Source organism: Pseudomonas sp. F007, from assembly GCF_057814275.1.
In genome coordinates, this window is record NZ_JBVATA010000003.1 from 149617 (window position 1) to 169259 (window position 19643).

Consider the following 19643-nt stretch of genomic DNA (forward strand, 5'->3'; position numbering starts at 1 on the left):
CGGTTGATTCGCGATCCGCAATTCTGCGAGGCTCTCTCGCTCCTGCAAAGTGTGTAGCTGCCTCCCATGAAAACCCCCGTGTGGTTCCCCCAGAGTTTTTTCTCCCGCACCCTCTGGCTGGTGCTGATTGTCGTGCTGTTTTCCAAGGCGCTGACCCTGGTTTATCTGCTGATGAACGAGGACGTGCTGGTGGATCGCCAATACAGCCACGGCGTCGCGCTGACCCTGCGCGCCTACTGGGCGGCCGATGAAGACAACCGGACCAAAATCGCCGACGCCGCCGGGCTGATCCGTGTGGTCGGCGCCGGCGTGCCGGAGGGTGAGCAGCACTGGCCCTACAGTGAAATCTATCAGCGCCAGATGCAGGCCGAACTGGGTGGCGACACCGAAGTGCGGCTGCGCATGCATGCGCCTCCTGCGCTCTGGGTGCGGGCGCCAAGCCTGGGCGATGGCTGGCTGAAAGTACCGCTGTACCCGCATCCGTTGCGTGGGCAGAAAATCTGGAGCGTGCTGGGCTGGTTCCTTGCCATTGGTTTGTTGTCCACCGCCTCGGCGTGGATCTTCGTCAGCCAGCTCAACCAGCCACTCAAGCGCCTGGTGGATGCGGCCAGGCAACTGGGCCAGGGCCGCAGCGTGCGGTTGCCGATCAGCGACACGCCGAGCGAGATGGCCGAGGTGTACCGCGCCTTCAACCAGATGGCCGAAGATGTCGAGCAGGCCGGACGCGAGCGCGAGTTAATGTTGGCGGGAGTCTCCCATGACCTGCGTACGCCCCTGACACGCTTGCGCCTGTCGCTGGAACTGATGGGCAGCCATAGCGATTTGACCGACGACATGGTGCGCGATATCGAGGACATGGACGCCATCCTCGACCAGTTCCTGGCGTTTATCCGCGATGGTCGCGATGAGTCGGTGGAAGAGGTCGACCTGACCGACCTGGTGCGTGAAGTGGCAGCGCCCTACAACCAGAACGAAGAGCGCGTGCGCCTGCGCCTCGAGCCGATCCAGCCATTCCCGCTGCGCCGGGTGTCGATGAAACGGCTGCTCAACAACCTGATCGGCAACGCCTTGAATCACGCCGGGAGCGGGGTAGAGGTGGCGGCCTATGTTTCGGGCGATGTCAGCGCGCCCTACGTGGTGCTCAGCGTGCTCGACCGTGGCGCAGGCATCGATCCGTCGGAGCTGGAAGCGATCTTCAACCCGTTCACCCGCGGCGACCGCGCTCGCGGCGGCAAGGGCACCGGGCTGGGCCTGGCCATCGTCAAGCGCATCGCCTCGATGCATGGTGGCAATGTCGAACTGCGCAATCGCTCCGGTGGTGGTCTCGAGGCGCGGGTGAGATTGCCGTTGGGGTTGATGTTGCCCAGGGATGCGGTTTAGAAGCAGTGGTGAGTTTCAAGCGGCAAGCTGCAAGCTGCAAGAGGAGAGCAAAGGCAGTCCGTGCCCGGCACAACCGACACCAACCGCTCCTGCTTTTAACTTGCAGCTTGTAGCTTGCCGCTCACCAACTGTTCTTATCCTTTCCCTTTGGTCCGGGTCATGTTCGGCCCGCCATTTTTCTCCAGGTGCTGGATGATGATCCCTGCCACGTCCTTGCCGGTGGTGGTTTCGATGCCTTCCAGGCCGGGTGAAGAGTTCACCTCCATCACCAACGGCCCGTGATTCGAGCGCAGGATGTCTACGCCGGCCACCGCCAGGCCCATGACCTTGGCTGCGCGCAACGCGGTCATGCGTTCTTCCGGGGTGATCTTGATCAGGCTGGCGCTGCCGCCACGGTGCAGGTTGGAGCGGAACTCACCGGGCTTGGCCTGGCGTTTCATTGCGGCGATGACCTTGTCGCCGACCACGAAGCAGCGAATGTCGGCGCCGCCGGCTTCCTTGATGTACTCCTGGACCATGATGTTCTGCTTGAGGCCCATGAACGCCTCGATCACCGACTCCGCCGCGGTTGCTGTTTCGCACAGCACCACGCCTATGCCTTGGGTGCCTTCCAGGACCTTGATCACCAGTGGCGCGCCATTGACCATGTCGATCAGGTCGGGGATGTCGTCCGGTGAGTGGGCAAAGCCGGTCACCGGCAAGCCGATACCACGACGCGAGAGCAGCTGCAGCGAACGCAGTTTGTCCCGCGAGCGGGCAATGGCCACCGATTCATTGAGCGGAAACACCCCCATCATTTCGAACTGGCGCAATACCGCGCAGCCATAAAACGTCACCGATGCGCCGATCCGCGGGATCACAGCGTCGAAGCCTTCCAGGGGTTTGCCCCGGTAGTGAATCTGCGGCTTGTGGCTGGCGATGTTCATGTAGGCGCGCAGGGTATCGATCACCACCATCTCATGCCCGCGTTCGGTCCCGGCTTCAACCAAACGACGAGTGGAATACAGACGCGGGTTCCGCGAAAGCACAGCGATCTTCATGCAACACCTGTGGAGGAAAGAATGGACACCGGGAACACCGGCTTGTCTTGAACGTATTTGATGCCGGGATTGACGACCAACTGGCCGTCGATCAAGGCCTTGGAGCCGAGCAGCAGGCGATAGCGCATGGACTTGCGGCAGGCGAGGGTGAATTCGACTCGCCAGACCCGATCACCGAGCGCGAGAGTAGTGCTGATTACGTAGCGAACCTGGGCCTGGCCGTTGGAACTCTTGATGGTCTTGCGGGTTACCAGCGGCGCCTCGCAGCGACGGTGACGCAGTTGCACCACCGTGCCCAGGTGAGCGGTGAAACGCACCCATTTCTCGCCATCGCGCTCGAAGGGTTCGATGTCCGTGGCGTGCAGGCTGGAGGTGCTGGCACCGGTGTCGATTTTCGCTCGCAGGCCGGCGACTCCCAGATCGGGAAGCGCTACCCACTCGCGCAGACCAACAACGGTCAAATGGTCAAATGTCTTCAAATGTGCTCAGCCGGTGAGAGACCTGCTCGCCGCGCAACGCGGACGAATGAGCGGTATTCACGCAGAATAGTGGTTAAAAGGCGACAGATATCTACAGCCCGGATTCCCGGCCCTCGAACGCAGTCCGAGGAGGTCGCGCATTGTATGCTGAGCCGGTGAAAATCATGGCACGTCAGAAACGGTAGTACAGTTCAGAAATATTTCAGAATGAGGAAATCCCATGGCACAAAAAACCGAAGAGGACGACAAGGTCCGTCTCGATAAATGGTTGTGGGCGGCGCGATTCTACAAAACCCGCGCGCTGGCCAAGGCCGCCATCGAGAGTGGCAAAGTGCATTGCCGGGGTGAGCGCTGCAAGCCGGGCAAGGAGCCTAGAATCGGTGACGAGTTTCAGATTCGCGCGGGTTTCGACGAGCGCACAGTGGTAGTCCAGGCGCTCTCGATTGTCCGCCGAGGCGCCCCCGAGGCGCAGACCCTGTACGCCGAAACCGAGGCCAGCATCGCCAAGCGCGAGAACGCCGCGGCACTGCGCAAGGCGGGCGCACTGGGCGTCAGCACCGATGGCAAGCCAAGCAAGAAACAACGTCGCGACCTGTTCAAGTTCCAGGGCAGCAGCCACGACTGAACGGCCAGGATCACAACCCATGGTTGTGATCCTGGCGCGAGGGAGTTGTCAGGCGCTGCGCACCACACTCATCCGCGAAACCAGCGGTAATTTGTCCAACAACTTGAAAAGTGGCGCTGTCAGCCGCATTAACAGTTCCGCGGCCTTTGCGGCAAAGGGTGTGTAATAGCCCCAACCCAAGGCCCAGACTGCCAGCAACAGGCCGCCGATATAATCGTCCTGGCCCCAGTGCGCCCCCGCCACCAGGCGCGGCAGCATGAACAGCAGCGCCAGGCCCCAGATCACCAGCCGTTGCCCGAGGGTACGGCTGAACAGGCCCATGAACAGCGCCCAGATAATCAGCACGGACGCATGATCGCCAGGGAAGCTCTGACTGGAACGGTCCTTGAGCTCCCAGGTTTTTTCCAGGCCGGGGAAGTAGTCACTCATTTGCACGGCGCCAGCGATCACCATCGATGGGCTCTGATGCTGCCAGCCCAGGTGGGCGGCGACTTTGGAGAACAGCGTGCGGATCACCAGCATCAACAGCAGGATGGCGAAGAACCCAAAAAATGCCCGGCGCACGTCACCGGCCTTGAACACCCAGTTGCCGCGTATCAGCAGCGCCAGCAGGATCACCCCGACCACCGCGTCGAAGGGGCGCAGGCTGGCGATTGCCCAGACATGCAACCAGCTGGCGCTGCTGGCCAATGGGTCATTGAGTAGGTGAAAAAGCCATTCGTCGAAAATTACACACAGCATTTGTCCCGCAGGCCATAACCAGAAACTCAGCAGAGCGAGCGGGATCAAATTACACAGCGTCAATCGGCCGAGGTCCCACCTTGCTTGGAACAGACTCGGATTGTTCATAAAATGCCTCCCATGGCAGTCAATCACGCACCAAAACAGTGCGATAGCGTGATTTTCGGCTCTTGGACACACTTTGTCATTACTTCAGATACCCAGACCTATGACTGATCTACCGGATACCGACTTCACCCAACGCTTCATCTTCGATGACAGCGACACCCGCGGCGAGCTGGTGGCGTTGGAGCGTAGCTACGCCGAAGTCCTTGCCAAACACCCCTACCCGGAGCCGGTTGCGCAATTGCTTGGCGAACTGATGGCGGCCGCGTCGCTGCTGGTTGGCACCCTCAAGTTCGATGGCTTGCTGATTCTCCAGGCGCGTTCCGAAGGGCCGATTCCGCTGCTGATGATCGAGTGTTCCAGCGAGCGTGAGATCCGTGGTCTGGCGCGTTATGACGAAGCGAAGATCGCTGCGGGCGCGACGCTCGGCGACATGATGCCCGACGGCTCACTGACCCTGACTGTCGATCCGGTGCGCGGCCAGCGTTATCAGGGCGTGGTCGATCTCGACGGCGAAACGCTGTCGGATTGCTTCACCAACTATTTCGTCATGTCCCAGCAGATTGGCACTCGCATTCAGCTGTGCGCCGATGGCCGCCGTGCCCGCGGCATGCTGCTGCAGCAATTGCCGGCCGATCGCCTGAAGGATGAAGAGGAGCGCGCCGCTAGCTGGCAGCACCTGACCGCCCTGGGCGGCACCTTGAAGGCCGATGAACTGTTGAGCCTGGACAACGAAACCGTCCTGCATCGCCTGTACCACGAAGAGCAGGTGCGCCTGTTCGATGTGCAGAAATTGCGTTTCCATTGCAGCTGTTCGCGTCAGCGTTCGGGCAATGCCTTGGTCAGCCTGGGGCAGGAAGATGCCCAGGCATTGGCGGTCGAACATGGCGGCAGCGTCGAGATCGATTGCCAGTTCTGCAACCAGCGCTACCTGTTCGATTCGGCCGATATCGCCCAATTGTTCACCGGAGCGGGTGTGGATACACCATCGGATACTCGGCACTAAAACGCTTCAGCGCAGGTGAATTCACTGCTTTGCGCCGGATTTGCGCCGTACTGACGGGAGGACTCTACTCTTTTCAGGCTTTTCTGGCATAATCCGGCCCACTTTTTTCGCGGTAGTAGTGCAGGACTTTCTACTACAAAACGTTCGGAGCACTCGGCCAATGGCCGACGGGGAACCTCATGACGCAAGCCAATAACGCCGTTTACACCGATCTGAGTGTTGATGATCTGGTTAAAGAAGCCCTCAATCGCGGTGAAGGCGAGCTTGCCGATACTGGCGCGCTGGTTGTTCGCACCGGTCACCGTACCGGCCGTTCGCCAGTTGACCGTTTCATCGTTGAAGAGCCAAGCACCCAGGACGCCATCGCTTGGGGCCCAATCAACCGCAAGTTCCCGGCCGACAAGTTCGATGCCCTGTGGGACCGCGTTGAGGCGTTCAACAACGCTCAAGAGCATTTCGTTTCCCACGTGCATGTAGGCGCGGCGGCTGATCACTACCTGGCCGTGAAGATGACCACCCAGACTGCCTGGCAGAACCTGTTCGGTCGTTGCCTGTTCATCAACCCGGCCCAGTACAACCCGGCTGGCCGTGAAGAGTGGCAGATCCTCAACGTGGCCAACTTCGAATGCGTGCCAGAGCGTGACGGCACCAACTCCGACGGTTGTGTGATCCTCAACTTCGCGCAGAAGAAAGTGCTGATCGCCGGCATGCGTTACGCCGGTGAAATGAAGAAAGCCATGTTCTCCGTGCAGAACTTCCTGCTGCCAGCTGCCGACGTGCTGCCAATGCACTGCGCCGCCAACATCGGCGAAGAAGGCGACGTGACCCTGTTCTTCGGTCTGTCCGGCACTGGCAAGACCACCCTGTCGGCTGACGAAAGCCGTTACCTGATCGGCGACGACGAACACGGTTGGGGCGAAGGCGTTGTCTTCAACATCGAAGGCGGCTGCTACGCCAAGTGCATCGACTTGTCCGAGAAGAACGAGCCGGTCATCTGGAAAGCCATCAAGCACGGCGCGGTCCTGGAAAACGTCGTGATCGACGATGCCAAGCACGCCGACTACAACGATGTCAGCCTGACCCAGAACAGCCGTGCGGCCTACCCGCTGGAGCACGTTGCCAAGCGTTCGGAAGCGAACCTGGGCGGCGAGCCGAACGCGGTGATCTTCCTGACCTGCGACCTGACCGGCGTACTGCCGCCTGTGTCGATCCTCAACGAAGAACAAGCGGCCTACCACTTCCTGTCCGGCTACACCGCTCTGGTGGGCTCGACTGAAATGGGTTCGGGTAGCGGCATCAAGTCGACCTTCTCCACCTGCTTCGGCGCTCCGTTCTTCCCGCGTCCAGCTGGCGAATACGCTGAACTGCTGATCAAGCGCATCCGTGGTTTCAACTCCAAGGTCTACCTGGTCAACACTGGCTGGACCGGTGGTGGCTACGGTTCGGGCAAGCGTTTCAGCATCCCGACTACCCGTGCAGTGATTGCAGCGATCCAGAGCGGCGCACTGGTCGGTGCCGAGACCGAGCACCTGGGCACCATCAACCTCGACGTGCCAAAAGCCGTACCGGGTGTTGAGACCGAGCTGCTGAACCCGCGCACCACCTGGGCTGACAAAGCCGCCTACGACGAAGCCGCCAAAGCACTGGCCGGCCTGTTCATCGAGAACTTCAAGAAGTTCGACGTGAGCGACGCGATCAAGGCTGCGGGTCCACAGCTGTAAGGGTTGCTTTGATGCAATGAAAAAACCGCCCTCCGGGGCGGTTTTTTTATGCCTGCGCCCTTACAGGCTTTCCAACTCTGCGGTGTCCCAATGCTGGGTTTTGATCAGTTGATAAAGCATGCCAATGGTCAGCGGCAGCTTTTCGCCACGACCCTTGGCGCGGCGTTTGAGAGACAGGTCCTGGCCTTCGGGGTGGAAGTAGCGATGGCTGTCGAAGTCATTCAGGTCAACGTCGAACTGTTCTTCCAGGGTCTCCATCAACAGCCGGGCATCGGAGCCGTCACAGCCAAGGTCGAAATTGACGCAGGTCCCGAGGCTGATGGTTTTGCGCTCGGGCAGGCCGAGCTCTTCGTGCAGCAACTGCATGAGCAGGTGCATGGCACGGTCGTCGGGGAAGTGGGGAGCGAGATTCATGGTGCGATCCGTCCGGGGTAGGGCTGGATGGTAGAGCGTGGGGAGACCTGGTGCAAAGCCCGGCCGTCAGCCCGGGGCCTGCCCGTCGAGCAACCGCTGCTGGGCGACCTGCAACAGGTCGCGGCCGTCCAGCGTCAGCAGGCGCAGGGCTCGGGTGAGGTGGGCGATGTCCTTGATGTCTGCGTGGCTGAAGGATTGGCGGTGCAGGGTGTCGAGCAGGTCGCTGGCAGCGCGGATGCGTTGCAGGGCGACTTCGAGGATGGCCTGTGGGTCGGTTTGCGTGTCGATCAGCAGGATCGGGGTGTCGTCCAGGTTGCTGCGCAGTGCGCGGAAGCGGGTGGTAAACGGGTTCAGTGTGGTCACTGAGAACTTCCTCGGTGCAGGCGTGGATCTGTGAGGATCATTCCCGCGCCATCGGTGGGAATGATCGAAAGGGGTGACTCGGCCACTCAGCGGATTTCCTGGTAGCTCGATGCCTCCAGCGTCAGGCTGGCCGACAGACCGGTTGCAGGTCTCATGTGACCCCCTTGCACCTTGGAAAATGCGATGCCGTCCTTGCCATGGGTAACGTAGCGCTCGCCTTGATCCAGTTCGGTGAAATAGGTGTACGACTCCTTGCGCATCTGCAGGTATTTCGCGTCATCGTTTTTCAGGCTGTTGTGATGATTTTCCAGTTCGGCTTTGGACAGTTCGAGTGTCTTGTCGAGCTTGACGCCCCAGCGCTGCAGGCAGGTTTCGGCGAAGTGGCGAACGATCAGGCCAGGGGCGGCGAGGATTTTCGGCCCTTTGTTGCCATTGGCGGCGGCGTTGCCGACCAGGGTGGCATGACGTCCGGCCATCGGGTAGATATGGGTGCGGGTGCTGCTGTGGGTTCGCGGGATAAGGCAGGAAAAACCCTTTGAGCGTTCATCGCGGGCAAAGAAGCCAACATACTCCCTGACATTGGCGCCGAGCAATGCGCGCTCGTCCTTGTAGTTCATCGGGCCGGGCACCGGATCAATGGCGAATATATTGACCGGGACATTTTTCAGTTCTTCGTCGTTGAGCATTTGGTTGGCCATCATGTGACAGCTGACCGCGCCGCGGCTCCAGCCTACCAAGTTGACGGTAGTTGGAATTAATCCATCTTTGCGGAAGGTTTTTATAATTTGCTCCTGTAACTTCTGCTGGGTCACAGCGCGGTTGCCGTAGTTGTATTTGCGCCATAGCCACGAACCCTCAACTTGAACATCTTCAATGGGGATTCCGGCATCCTTGAGTCGCCGGTATTCATCCTCTGTGAGCTCGATGCGTTCCCAGGAATATTGACCTTTGGCGATTTGTACGGCGTGTTTGACGTTTTCATCCCAACCACGGCCAAACAGGGTTCCAGAGATTCCATAGTGTTCGGATTTGAAGAACTGTTCATCGGCCTGAAGATTGCTCGAGCCGGGGCCGTCAACCACTATCCATTCGGCAAATTCCCTGCCGAGGGAGTTGGCGGCCAACGTCGAAACAAGTTCGCCGTTCCAGTAGGTCTCGTTCTTATAGTCAAATCTGGTCGAGCTGGTGCCGCAAAAATACACGGTTAGTGTGGTCATGAAGTGAGCCTTTATATAATCAATGATTGTTCAGGCTAGGTGTGTTTGGTTGATTATAAAAGGTGTTAATTGTTGCAGGTTTATTGTTGTGTAAGTTGCAGCTGAGCAGCGTCGAGTAAATCACTGCCATCTTGCGTCAGCAGGTAAAGCGCGCTGACGACATGCGCCATGTCTTTGCTATCGACCTGGTCGAAACACAGGCAATAGAGCGTTTCCAACAGTTCGCTGGCGGCGCGGATGCGTTGCTGGGCAGCGTCGAGCAGGGTGTCACAGGTGGCCTGGGTATCGATGACCAGTACCGGGCTATCGCCCGCAGTCGCTGTCAGAGGCCGATAGCGTTCGCTGGGAGATGTGAGGGTTGTCATGGCTGTGGGTCCGGGAAACGTTCGCTAAGTCCATGGCGCAGAACTATAGGGAGTGGCGCCAGAGCGCAGCAATAGAGTGCATATGGACGGCGGTTGTAGGGGGTTTACGGGTTTTGCGCTGATCGGACTACAGTCCTTTCGGAAGGATTTTTCTCAGGCACCCAGCGTTCGGTTTTCATACGAGGGTGTCAGGCGTTATGCAGTCAGCTGCGCCGAACTTCAGTCTGGTGAAGTAAGGCATTTCGTATTCGGGTGCACGATGTTTGTAGGTCCAGGCACAGCGAGCTGTCGGACACTCTCCCTGTATCATCCAGTATCTTTTTTACCCCGAGCTTTTCTCGACGTGTTGCGCTCGCCCGCTAGGCTTTCGGCACCGCAGCCGTCAACGGAGTGACCGCTTATGCACAACACCCTCCAGCAGGTCTTTGGTTATCCACAGTTTCGTCCCGGTCAGGAGGCGGCGATCAGCGCAGTGTTGGCCGGCCGTTCGACGGCGGCGATTTTCCCCACCGGTTCAGGCAAGTCCCTGTGTTATCAATTGCCGGCCGTGCTGTTGCCGCACCTGACGCTGGTGGTCTCGCCGCTGTTGGCGCTGATGCAGGATCAACTGGCGTTCCTGCAGCGCCACGGGATTGCCGCCGGCAGTATCGATTCGGCACAGAGCCGTGACGACGCCAACGAAGTGATGGCGCGCGCTCGCAGCGGCGAATTGAAGATCCTGATGATTTCCGTGGAACGCCTGAAGAACGAGCGCTTTCGCAACTTCCTGCAGCAGGTGCCGATCTCGCTGCTGGTGGTGGACGAAGCGCACTGCATCTCCGAGTGGGGGCATAACTTCCGCCCTGATTACCTGAAGCTGCCGGACTACCAGCACCAGTTCAATATCCCCCAGGCCTTGCTGTTGACCGCCACCGCCACGCCGCAGGTGATTGCTGACATGCAGGCCCGGTTCGCCATTGCTCCCGGCGATGTGGTGACGACCGGTTTCTACAGGCCCAATCTCAACTTGCTGGTGGAGCCAGTGCACGGCCAGGACAAGCGGCGTCGTTTGTTGGAATGGATGACCGAACGCACAGGTCAGCCGAGCATCGTCTATGTGACCCTGCAGAAAACCGCCGAGCAGATTGCCGAATACCTGAGCCGCAACGGGCTTGAGGCGCAGGCCTACCACGCCGGTTTACCCCATGAGCAGCGCGAGACCATCCAGCGTCGATTCATGGCCGGGGAGTCCAACTGCATCGTCGCCACCATCGCCTTCGGCATGGGTATCGACAAGAGTGACATCCGCAATGTGGTGCACTTCGACCTGCCGAAATCGATTGAAAACTACAGCCAGGAAATCGGCCGTGCCGGACGTGACGGGCAGCCTTCGGATTGCCTGGTGCTGGCCAATCGCGACAGCCTGAATGTCCTGGAAAACTTCGTCTATGGCGACACCCCGGAACTGGATGGCATCCGCCATGTGCTGGATGAATTGCTGGCGGCCGCGCCGGATGGGCAGTGGGAATTTCTGCTGGGGCCGCTGGCCGATCACAGCAATATCCGTCAGTTGCCGCTCAAGACCTTGCTGGTGCAGCTTGAACTCAAGCGCTTGATAGCACCGCGTTATGCCTACTTTGCCGAGTACCGGTTCAAGTACCTGCTGGAGCCGGAGGATTTGCTCGCGCGGTTCGAGGGCGAGCGTCGGGAGTTTGTCCGAGCCGTCATCCAGACATCCGACCGCAAGCGAACCTGGGCCACGGTGAATTTCGACGCGCTGTACCTGCAGCATCAGGCCGAGCGCAGCCGTGTGGTCAAGGCTCTGGATTACTTCCAGGAAAAGGGCTGGGTGGAACTGGAAAGCAGGCAAATGACCGAGGTCTACAGCCTGCTGCGCAGCGACTTCGACGCGCGGGCACTAAGCCTTGAGCTGTTCGCCTACTTCACCCGCCACGAATGCACGGAAATCGCGCGGATCCACGCGATGCTCGATCTGTTTGCAACCGAGCGTTGCCTCGGCCAGCGGCTGGCGCAGTATTTTGGTGACGACAATGCGCCCGAACGTTGCGGGCATTGTTCGGTGTGCCGAGGCCAGGTGGCCCACTTGCCAGCACCGCCGACGTTGCCGGCGCTTGTGGATAAAAACTTCGCGGCCTTGTGCGGCGATTTTATCCACAAGCACCAAAGCCACTGCGGCCAGGCGCCGGGCGCAGAACGGCTGACCCGCTTCCTTTGCGGGATCAGCGTGCCGCTGTTCACCCAGCTCAAGGCCAGGGCAATTCCAGGGTTTGCGGCGCTGGAGGACTATCCCTATGCCGAGGTGCGGGCCTGGGCCCAGAGCCATCTGGCGGCCAATGCATCCAGCGGCTGAATGGCGACCATCAGGGTTATCCCTTCAAAAAGCGTGGCGGCCTGACTATGGTGATCGCCGAATGCTCATTCATTGCCAGGAGATCCCATGACCGACCGCATGCCGCAACGCTCCGACTACCGTCACTTCCAGCCGATCATCACGCGCTGGCACGACAACGACGTCTACGGACATGTGAACAACGTGACCTACTACAGCTTCTTTGACACGGCGGTGAACACCTACCTGATCGAAGTCGGTGGCCTGGATATCCATGACGGTGAGGTGGTCGGCTTCGTGGTCAGTTCGGCCTGCGATTACTTTGCCTCGATTGCCTTTCCCGAGCGCATCGAAATCGGCCTGCGCGTTGGCAAGCTGGGCAACAGTTCGGTGCAGTACGAATTGGCGGTGTTCAAGGCGGGAGAGGAGGACGCCTGCGCGGCAGGGCGCTTTGTGCACGTGTTTGTCGATCGGTCGTCGAATCAGCCAGTGCCGATTCCTGGCCAGTTGCGTGAGGCGTTGCAGCGGCTGGTGTAAAACGAAAAATCGCAGCCCGAGGGCTGCGATTTTCGTTTGGCAATTCACTGATTCATCAGTCGCGATAGTAGCGATGCTTGTGCTTGCGATGCCCGTAGGCATGACCGCGGCCATGGTGGCCATCGCGGTAGTAGCGACGGTCGTCATGACCACCGCGGTAGCGACGGCCGTCATCACGGTCTTCGTCGTCGTATTTGTTGCCCATGTAGTTACCCAGCGCACCACCGGCGCCACCACCGGCAGCGGCGCCGATCAGGCTGCCAGTGCTGCCGCCGACGCTGCGGCCCACCACGTTGCCGCCTGCCGCGCCGAGCGCGCCGCCAATGGCTGCTTCGCCACGGCTGTGTTTGTTGGCACCCACCGCACTACCACCCGCACCGCCCAGTGCGGCACCAATGGTCGAGCCGGTATTGCCGCCCAGCGACTGACCGACGACTGAGCCGAGAACCCCGCCCAATGCGCCGCCCACACCTGCTTCAGTGGTGCCTCCAGCTGACGCGACGCCACTGATCAGGCCAAGGGACAACAAGAGAATCGAGGAGAACTTCATACAGGAGCCTCAAAGGGATGACGAGGCGATCCTGAGGCTGTGACAGCATCGTTACAATCGGAATCCGACGAGTAACACGACTTGTGCACAATTAGCTAAGTTATTGTTTTATCGACGGAACTTAATGGATTTTCGCGGGTCAATGGTTACTTGAGACAGGCCGCTTTCCCCGTAAAGCGGCCTTTTTTGTGGGCGTTTTTTACGCTGACTTGCTCAGGATCAAGCCGCTGTCGCTGGCCGCTTCCAGACGGATCGCGACGAATTTCGAGGTCGGCGTATGGCTGCCATCGCCGATGCTCTCCAGTGGCACCAGCGGGTTCACTTCCGGGTAGTAGGCGGCTGCCTGTCCCGCCGGAATATCAAACGCCAGCAGCGTGAAGCCCTTCACCCGCCGTTCCACGCCATCGTCCCAGAGCGAGACGATATCGGCCTTTTGCCCCGGTTTGAACCCCAGGCGAATGATGTCGGCTTCGTTGACGAACAGCACATCACGCTGGCCTTTGACCCCGCGATAACGATCATTGAGACCATAGATGGTGGTGTTGTACTGATCGTGGGAGCGCATCGACTGCATGATCAGGTCCGGCGCCTGGCCGGAGGCGCGGCTGCGTTCGTGGATCAAATCGAGCGGCAGGCTGTTGGGGCGGAAATTGGCGCGACCGGAGGCGGTGTTCCAGCGTCGCTCACCGGCGCTGTTGCCCAGGTAGAAGCCACCCGGATTCTCGATCTTCTGGTTGAAGTCCTTGAAGGCCGGGAGGGTCTCGGCGATCAGTTCGCGGATACGTCGGTAATCGCCGACCAGCCAATTCCAGTCCACTGGTGTCTCGCCCAGGGTGGCGGCCGCGATGCCGGCGATGATGGCCGGTTCCGAACGCATTTGCCGCGACAGCGGGTCCAACTGGCCATTGGAGGCGTGCACCATGCTGAACGAATCTTCCACTGTCACCGCTTGCGCGCCTTCGGTTTGCAGGTCGATGTCGGTGCGCCCCAGGCACGGCAGGATCAACGCGTCCTTGCCATGGGCCAGGTGGCTGCGGTTGAGCTTGGTGCTGATCTGCACCGTCAGCTCGCAGTTGCTCAAGGCCTGGAAGGTACGTGGGCTGTCCGGTGTAGCCTGGGCGAAATTGCCGCCGAGGGCGATGAACACTTTCGAACGCTTTTCGAGCATGGCGTGGATGGCTTCGACCACGTTGTGGCCGTTGTCCCGTGGCACCTTGAACTTGAAACGTTTCTCCAGCGCATCGAGGAACGCTGCCGGTGGCCGTTCGTTGATGCCCATGGTGCGGTCGCCCTGCACGTTACTGTGGCCACGCACCGGGCACAGGCCGGCGCCAGGGCGGCCGATGTTGCCGCGCAAGAGCATCAGGTTGGCGATTTCCTGGATGGTCGCCACCGAATGACGATGCTGGGTAATGCCCATCGCCCAGCACATGATCACTTTGGTGCCGGTGGCGTACATGCGGGCTGCCCGTTCGACTTCCACCAGGGTCAACCCCGACTGCTGGACGATCTGCTCCCACGGGGTGTCGTCGACGGCGGCCAGGTAGTCCAGCAGATTGACGCTGTGCTCGTTGAGGAAGGCGTGATCGAACACCGCCGGCGCGCCAGCCTTTTGCGCATCGCGTTCCCATTGCAGGAGAAACTTGGCCATGCCGCGCATCAACGCCATGTCGCCGCCCAGCGCCGGGCGCAGGTACGCGGTGTTGGTCGGCTTGTCGCCGTTGGTGAGCATTTCGATTGGTTTCTGCGGGTTCTGGAAACGTTCCAGGCCGCGTTCCTTGAGCGGGTTGATGCACACCACTTGCGCACCGCGCTTCACTGCTTCGCGCAGCGGTTCGAGCATGCGTGGGTGGTTGGTGCCGGGGTTCTGGCCCCAGACGAAAATCGCATCGGCGTGTTCGAAGTCGTCGTAGGTCACCGTGCCTTTGCCCACGCCCACGCTCTGCGACAGCGCCACACCACTGGCCTCGTGGCACATGTTCGAGCAGTCGGGGAAGTTGTTGGTGCCGTAGGCCCGGACGAATAACTGATAAAGGAAGGCCGCTTCATTGCTGGCTCGGCCCGAGGTGTAGAACTCGGCCTGATTGGGGCTCGACAGGCCGCGCAGGTGTTTGGCGATCAGGGCAAAGGCCGCGTCCCAGCTGATGGGCTGGTAGCGGTCGGTCTCGGCGTCGTAGCGCATGGGCTCGGTGATACGGCCCTGGTATTCGAGCCAGTAGTCGCTCTGCGCCAGCAGCGAGGTGACGCTGTGTCTGGCGAAGAACGCCGGATCAACCCGACGCTTGGTGGCTTCCCAGTTGACCGCCTTGGCGCCGTTCTCGCAGAACATCACCATGCCGCCTTCCAGCGAGTCGCCCCAGGCGCAGCCCGGGCAATCGAAGCCGCCGTTCTTGTTGGTCTTGAGCATCATGCGCAGGTTTTTCAGCGCGTTGTCGCTGGTCAACCAGGCCTGGGCAACGCTTTTCAGCGCGCCCCAGCCACCGGCCGGACCTTTATAGGGTTTGTAACGCGGAACGGGTGTCTGGTCGGCTTGACGGTGTTGACTCACGCTTGATTCTCCGACGCCGGGCTGTACACCCGTGGGGCGTTTTTCTGGGGTAAATGGATGAGATTGAGGTTGTGTCGGCGCGCCCATTGCACGGCCAGGCCGGTGGGTGCCGACAGGCTGACCAGAGTCTGGATCCCGGCGCGCAGGGCTTTCTGGATCAGCTCCAGGCTGCAGCGACTGGTGACAATCGCCAGGCCACCGGCGGTCGGGATGTTCTGCCGGGCGAGGGCGCCGATCAGCTTGTCGAGGGCGTTGTGCCGGCCGATGTCTTCACGGCCCAGCAGCAGCTCGCCACGTTCGTTCATGAACACCGCCGCATGCACGGCGCCGCAGTGCTGGCCCAGCGGCTGGAAGGCGCTGATGCGCTGGCGCAGACCGTCTAGCCACTGCGCGGGCGGCAAGGGCGCGCCGGGCAACACCTCGAGTTGAGGCAGGGCCTGTTCCACCGCCTCGACCCCGCACAGCCCGCAACCGCTGGTCCCGGCCAGTTGCCGGCGCTGGCGCTTGAGCTGCCAGAACGCGCGACTGGCGATGTTGACCTGGGCGTATTGCGCCGAGCCACTGCCGCTGAGCTGGATGTCGTAGATGTCCGCCAGTTCACTGACGATGCCGCTGCCCAGGCTGAAGCCGACAATGAAGTCCTGCAGATCGCTGGGGGTCACCAGCATCACCGCCTGGCTGATGCCGTTGTAGGCGATGGCCAGCGCCACTTCTTCCGCCAGCGCGGTGTCGGCGGATTCGTTGCGATCCAGGTTGCAGTACTGGTAGTTCTGACTGGCGGCGGGCGCGGCCGTTTCGGCAGCGGGCGCCGCGCAGGTCGGGCGCTTGGTATTCATGGGGCGTTACCGGCGGATTGTCCAGCTTCCAGCCTATGCGCGACAAAGTGTCGCGTCTAATCGCTATTACTGATCTACCGATAGATGGCGTCGATCAAGCGCTTGTGGTTGATCGTTGGTAAAAGGCGAAACCGTTCGCCCGGGGCGATGAAGCCTTCGAAGCGCTGGCCACGATTGACCAGCGGCAAGTCGAGTTCTTCTTCGAGGCTGCGCAAGCGCATCGACAGGGTCGGCTGGGTGATGTGGCAGCGCGCGGCGGCTTGGCCGAAATGCCGGGTCTCGTCGAGGGCGATGAGGAATTTCAGTTGTTTGATGTCCATCTTCGGTCCTCGGCGCGCTGGAGTGCGGATTCTAGCGGCTGGCTTGACCTGCGTCATTGGTCGGTTGGCAGCCGCGTGGCGTAGAGTTGGTCTAGGCTTTTGCGACCGGACCAATGAAACCCAAGGAGAGTGCACCATGAGTCTTTTGAGCTTTGTCAAAGAAGCAGGCGAAAAACTGCTGGATCTGCTGACACCGGGTAACGCCAATGCGAGCGAGCAGTTGAAGGAGCACATCAGCAAGGTCGGCCTGGGCAATCCCAACGTGCAGGCCACGGTAGAGGGTGACAAGGTCACTGTGACCGGCGAAGTCGCCAGTCAGGAAGAGAAAGAAAAAATCCTTCTGGCGGTGGGTAACATCGCTGGCGTCGGCAGTGTCGACGACCAGATCACCGTAACTGGACCAGTGGTCACCGCAGCACGTTTTGTGGTGGTGAAGAAGGGCGACACCTTGAGCGCGATTTCTCTTGCGGTGTATGGCAGCGCCAATCAGTACAACAAGATTTTTGAAGCCAACAAACCGTTGTTATCGCACCCGGACAAGATCTATCCAGGGCAGACCCTGCGTATTCCCGAGTAAGCCATCCAGCGTCTCCCGCAGAGTGCCAAGCGCCCTGTGGGAGAGCTGTCGCTAGAGCCCTTCGATCAACTGCCGATAATCCCCCACCGCGGCGAACTCGGCTGTGTCCTTGGGCGCCTTGCGGCTGTCCGGCACGCTGACCGCGAGCAAATGCCCAACGCCAAAATCCCGTGCACTGCGCAGGATCGGCAGGGTGTCGTCGATGAACAGGCTGCGGCTCGGATCAAAGCCGATGTCGGCCTGCAAGGCGTCCCAGAATTGCCGGTTTTCCTTGGGGAAACCGTAGTCGTGGGAGCTGATCAGCCGTTCGAAGTACGGCGCCAGTTCAATCCGCTCCAGTTTCAGCGACAGCGAATCGCGGTGCGCGTTGGTGATCAGGATCACCCGCTTGCCGGCCCGCTTGATCGCCGCCAGAAAGGTATCGGCGTCCGGACGCATGGCGATCAGGTGCGCGGTTTCCAGCTTCAGCTCGCGCACCGGCAGTTTCAGCTCGCTGCTCCAGAAATCCAGGCAATACCATTGCAACTGGCCGGCGTTGCGCTCGAACAGCGGCTGTATTTCCAGTTCGGCCATCGCCCGGCTGATGCCATGCAGTTCGGCGTAGCGCTGGGGCAGGTGCTCCATCCAGAAGTGATTGTCGTAGTGCAGGTCGAGCAGGGTGCCGTCCATATCCAGCAGAACGGTATCGATGTCGCGCCAGGGCAGTGTGGGCATCGCGGACTTCTCCAGCGGTAAACAAATATCCGACATAAACAATCAGGGCAGGCCGGGTATAGTAACCCGTTCACGTCAAGGAGCCGCCATGCGCCAGAAACCCGAAGTCCTCGCCCGCGAAATCGTCGCCACCAGCCGTCTGTTTTGCGTTGAAGCGGTCCAGCTGCGTTTCTCCAATGGCGTCGAGCGCACCTATGAGCGCTTGGTTGGCAAGGGCGCTGGCTATGGCGCGGTGATGATCGTGGCGATGCTCGATGCCGACCACGCGGTGTTGGTCGAGGAATACTGCGGCGGTACCGATGCCTATGAAATGTCATTGCCCAAGGGCTTGATCGAGCCGGGCGAGGATGTGCTGGCCGCCGCCGAGCGCGAGCTCAAGGAAGAAGCCGGCTTTGGCGCACGGCAACTGGAACACTTGACCGAGTTGTCGCTGTCGCCGGGTTACATGAGCCAGAAAATCCAGGTGGTGCTGGCCACCGATCTTTACGAAGAACGACTCGAAGGCGACGAGCCGGAGCCGATGCGCGTTGATCGGGTCAATCTGCGCGAGCTGGCGGCGCTGGCGCAGAATCCGCAATTCACCGAAGGCCGGGCCTTGGCGGCACTCTACCTGGCGCGTGACCTGTTGACCCAGCGTGGAGCCTTCCAGCCATGAATTTTCCCCATCCATTGATGGCGCCAGTGGTCGAACTGGCCTTGCGCGCCGGCGAGGCGATCCTGCCGTTCTGGCGCAGCGGTATCGACGTGCTGACCAAGGCCGACGATTCACCGGTGACCGCTGCCGACCTGGCGGCGCACCACCTGATCGTTGCCGGCCTGACCGCGCTGGATCCGAGCATCCCGGTGCTTTCGGAAGAAGACGCGAACATTCCCCAGTCCGTGCGCGCCGGCTGGCAGCGTTGGTGGCTGGTGGATCCGCTGGATGGCACCAAGGAGTTCATTGCCGGCAGTGAAGAGTTCACGGTCAATATCGCCTTGATCGAGAACGGCCGCGTGGTGTTCGGCGTGGTATCGATGCCCACCAGTGGCCGGTATTACGTCGGTGGCAGCGGCCTAGGCGCCTGGCGCGCGGACCGGGGCGAGGAGGCCACGACGATTCAGGTACGCACGGCACCTGCTTCAGGCGAATCCTTCACGGTGGTCGCCAGCCGGCGTCATTCCAGCCCTGAGCAGGAACGCCTGCTCGCCGGCTTGAGTGCTGCATTGGGTGAATTGCACCTGGCCAATATCGGCAGCTCGCTGAAGTTCTGCCTGCTGGCCGAGGGCGCGGCGGACTGTTATCCGCGCCTGGCCCCGACTTCGCAGTGGGATACCGCTGCGGCCCAAGGCGTACTCGAAGGTGCGGGTGGCGAGGTGCTGGACTTGAGCGGCGCGCCGTTCAGCTATCCGCCGCGGGAGTCGTTGCTCAATGGCTTTTTCCTGGCGTTGCCAGCGCGAGCAGTCTGGCGGGAAAAGTTGCTGGAACTGGCGCGGGCTTGAGATTTGTAGGAGCCGGCTTGCCGGCGAAGGCGGTGTGCCTGATGTACCTTGGCGTGGTATTCGCTGGCAAGCCAGCTCCTACAGATTTGCGGCGTGTGCGTGATTGCACAAAACCTGTAGGAGCCGGCTTGCCGGCGAAGGCGGTGTGCCTGATGTACCTTGGCGTGCTATTCGCTGGCAAGCCAGCTCCTACAGATTTGCGGCGTGTGCGTGATTGCACAAAACCTGTAGGAGCCGGCTTGCCGGCGAAGGCGGTGTGCCTGATGTACCTGGGTGTGGTGATTCGCTGGCAAGCCA

General features: G+C 60.7%; 20 protein-coding genes and 1 pseudogene. 9 read left to right on the forward strand and 12 right to left on the reverse strand.

Annotation, left to right across the window (positions count from 1 at the left end; all coding sequences use genetic code 11):
- The first annotated feature begins 66 nt into the window (after window positions 1-66).
- Window positions 67-1380, forward strand: coding sequence for an ATP-binding protein (locus tag ACZYR5_RS08135; RefSeq protein WP_489089160.1), 1314 nt, complete (start codon window positions 67-69; stop codon window positions 1378-1380).
- A gap of 134 nt (window positions 1381-1514) precedes the next feature.
- Here ACZYR5_RS08135 and rimK read toward each other — a convergent pair whose 3' ends face one another.
- Both rimK and rimB read right to left on the reverse strand, forming a co-directional pair.
- The gene (gene rimK, locus ACZYR5_RS08140) at window positions 1515-2420 is read right to left on the reverse strand and encodes a 30S ribosomal protein S6--L-glutamate ligase (RefSeq protein ID WP_025855543.1); all 906 of its coding nucleotides are present in this window, start codon (window positions 2418-2420) and stop codon (window positions 1515-1517) included.
- Complete coding sequence (gene rimB, locus ACZYR5_RS08145; RefSeq protein ID WP_489089161.1) at window positions 2417-2899, reverse strand: retropepsin-like aspartic endopeptidase RimB; 483 nt, start codon at window positions 2897-2899, stop codon at window positions 2417-2419. The genes rimK and rimB overlap by 4 nt, the downstream gene beginning before the upstream one ends.
- A 220-nt stretch (window positions 2900-3119) precedes the next feature.
- On the opposite strand from rimB, the gene ACZYR5_RS08150 reads away from it, so the two are divergent.
- Window positions 3120-3524 carry an RNA-binding S4 domain-containing protein gene (locus ACZYR5_RS08150; protein ID WP_489089162.1) on the forward strand — a complete coding sequence of 135 codons (405 nt, stop codon included), beginning with the start codon at window positions 3120-3122 and terminating at the stop codon, window positions 3522-3524.
- A gap of 48 nt (window positions 3525-3572) precedes the next feature.
- Here ACZYR5_RS08150 and ACZYR5_RS08155 read toward each other — a convergent pair whose 3' ends face one another.
- Entirely contained in the window at window positions 3573-4373 is an 801-nt protein-coding gene (locus ACZYR5_RS08155; RefSeq protein ID WP_489089163.1) for a phosphatase PAP2 family protein, read from the reverse strand.
- A 100-nt stretch (window positions 4374-4473) separates the two neighbouring features.
- On the opposite strand from ACZYR5_RS08155, the gene hslO reads away from it, so the two are divergent.
- Together hslO and ACZYR5_RS08165 are read left to right on the forward strand one after the other, a co-directional pair.
- Window positions 4474-5376 (forward strand): Hsp33 family molecular chaperone HslO, encoded by a 903-nt coding sequence (gene hslO / locus ACZYR5_RS08160; protein WP_489089164.1) that lies wholly within the window; start codon window positions 4474-4476, stop codon window positions 5374-5376.
- 179 nt (window positions 5377-5555) lie between these two features.
- Window positions 5556-7097, forward strand: coding sequence for a phosphoenolpyruvate carboxykinase (locus tag ACZYR5_RS08165; RefSeq protein ID WP_027617268.1), 1542 nt, complete (start codon window positions 5556-5558; stop codon window positions 7095-7097).
- A gap of 60 nt (window positions 7098-7157) precedes the next feature.
- On the opposite strand, the gene ACZYR5_RS08170 is transcribed toward ACZYR5_RS08165, so the two are convergent.
- The 4 genes from ACZYR5_RS08170 to ACZYR5_RS08185 all read right to left on the reverse strand — a co-directional run bounded on the left by ACZYR5_RS08170 (window position 7158) and on the right by ACZYR5_RS08185 (window position 9456).
- Window positions 7158-7511 carry a DUF1493 family protein gene (locus ACZYR5_RS08170; protein WP_489089165.1) on the reverse strand — a complete coding sequence of 118 codons (354 nt, stop codon included), beginning with the start codon at window positions 7509-7511 and terminating at the stop codon, window positions 7158-7160.
- A gap of 66 nt (window positions 7512-7577) precedes the next feature.
- A complete protein-coding gene (locus ACZYR5_RS08175; RefSeq protein ID WP_489089166.1) occupies window positions 7578-7874 on the reverse strand; it encodes a hypothetical protein in 297 nt (98 codons plus the stop codon).
- An 86-nt stretch (window positions 7875-7960) separates the two neighbouring features.
- Complete coding sequence (locus tag ACZYR5_RS08180; RefSeq protein WP_489089167.1) at window positions 7961-9091, reverse strand: hypothetical protein; 1131 nt, start codon at window positions 9089-9091, stop codon at window positions 7961-7963.
- 80 nt (window positions 9092-9171) lie between these two features.
- Window positions 9172-9456, reverse strand: coding sequence for a hypothetical protein (locus tag ACZYR5_RS08185; protein WP_489089168.1), 285 nt, complete (start codon window positions 9454-9456; stop codon window positions 9172-9174).
- A gap of 400 nt (window positions 9457-9856) precedes the next feature.
- Here ACZYR5_RS08185 and ACZYR5_RS08190 point away from each other — a divergent pair, with 400 nt between their 5' ends.
- The gene (locus ACZYR5_RS08190; RefSeq protein WP_489089169.1) at window positions 9857-11806 is read left to right on the forward strand and encodes a RecQ family ATP-dependent DNA helicase; all 1950 of its coding nucleotides are present in this window, start codon (window positions 9857-9859) and stop codon (window positions 11804-11806) included.
- A gap of 87 nt (window positions 11807-11893) precedes the next feature.
- Entirely contained in the window at window positions 11894-12322 is a 429-nt protein-coding gene (locus tag ACZYR5_RS08195; protein ID WP_489089170.1) for an acyl-CoA thioesterase, read from the forward strand.
- A gap of 55 nt (window positions 12323-12377) precedes the next feature.
- On the opposite strand, the gene ACZYR5_RS08200 is transcribed toward ACZYR5_RS08195, so the two are convergent.
- From ACZYR5_RS08200 to ACZYR5_RS08215, 4 genes and pseudogenes are all read right to left on the reverse strand, one after another.
- Complete coding sequence (locus tag ACZYR5_RS08200; RefSeq protein ID WP_489089171.1) at window positions 12378-12872, reverse strand: glycine zipper domain-containing protein; 495 nt, start codon at window positions 12870-12872, stop codon at window positions 12378-12380.
- A gap of 199 nt (window positions 12873-13071) precedes the next feature.
- A complete protein-coding gene (locus ACZYR5_RS08205; protein WP_489089172.1) occupies window positions 13072-15420 on the reverse strand; it encodes an FdhF/YdeP family oxidoreductase in 2349 nt (782 codons plus the stop codon).
- Complete coding sequence (gene fdhD, locus ACZYR5_RS08210; RefSeq protein WP_489089173.1) at window positions 15417-16256, reverse strand: formate dehydrogenase accessory sulfurtransferase FdhD; 840 nt, start codon at window positions 16254-16256, stop codon at window positions 15417-15419. The genes ACZYR5_RS08205 and fdhD overlap by 4 nt, the downstream gene beginning before the upstream one ends.
- A gap of 131 nt (window positions 16257-16387) precedes the next feature.
- Window positions 16388-16576 (reverse strand): annotated as a pseudogene (locus ACZYR5_RS08215) (LysR family transcriptional regulator); the annotation flags it as partial.
- Between the two features lie 136 nt (window positions 16577-16712).
- Here ACZYR5_RS08215 and lysM point away from each other — a divergent pair.
- Entirely contained in the window at window positions 16713-17153 is a 441-nt protein-coding gene (gene lysM / locus ACZYR5_RS08220; RefSeq protein WP_489089174.1) for a peptidoglycan-binding protein LysM, read from the forward strand.
- Window positions 17154-17204: 51 nt separating this feature from the next.
- On the opposite strand, the gene yrfG is transcribed toward lysM, so the two are convergent.
- Window positions 17205-17867 carry a GMP/IMP nucleotidase gene (yrfG, locus tag ACZYR5_RS08225; protein ID WP_489089175.1) on the reverse strand — a complete coding sequence of 221 codons (663 nt, stop codon included), beginning with the start codon at window positions 17865-17867 and terminating at the stop codon, window positions 17205-17207.
- Between the two features lie 88 nt (window positions 17868-17955).
- Here yrfG and nudE point away from each other — a divergent pair, with 88 nt between their 5' ends.
- Window positions 17956-18522 (forward strand): ADP compounds hydrolase NudE, encoded by a 567-nt coding sequence (gene nudE / locus ACZYR5_RS08230; RefSeq protein ID WP_027617280.1) that lies wholly within the window; start codon window positions 17956-17958, stop codon window positions 18520-18522.
- Complete coding sequence (gene cysQ, locus ACZYR5_RS08235; protein ID WP_489089176.1) at window positions 18519-19346, forward strand: 3'(2'),5'-bisphosphate nucleotidase CysQ; 828 nt, start codon at window positions 18519-18521, stop codon at window positions 19344-19346. The genes nudE and cysQ overlap by 4 nt, the downstream gene beginning before the upstream one ends.
- Window positions 19347-19643 lie beyond the last annotated feature (297 nt).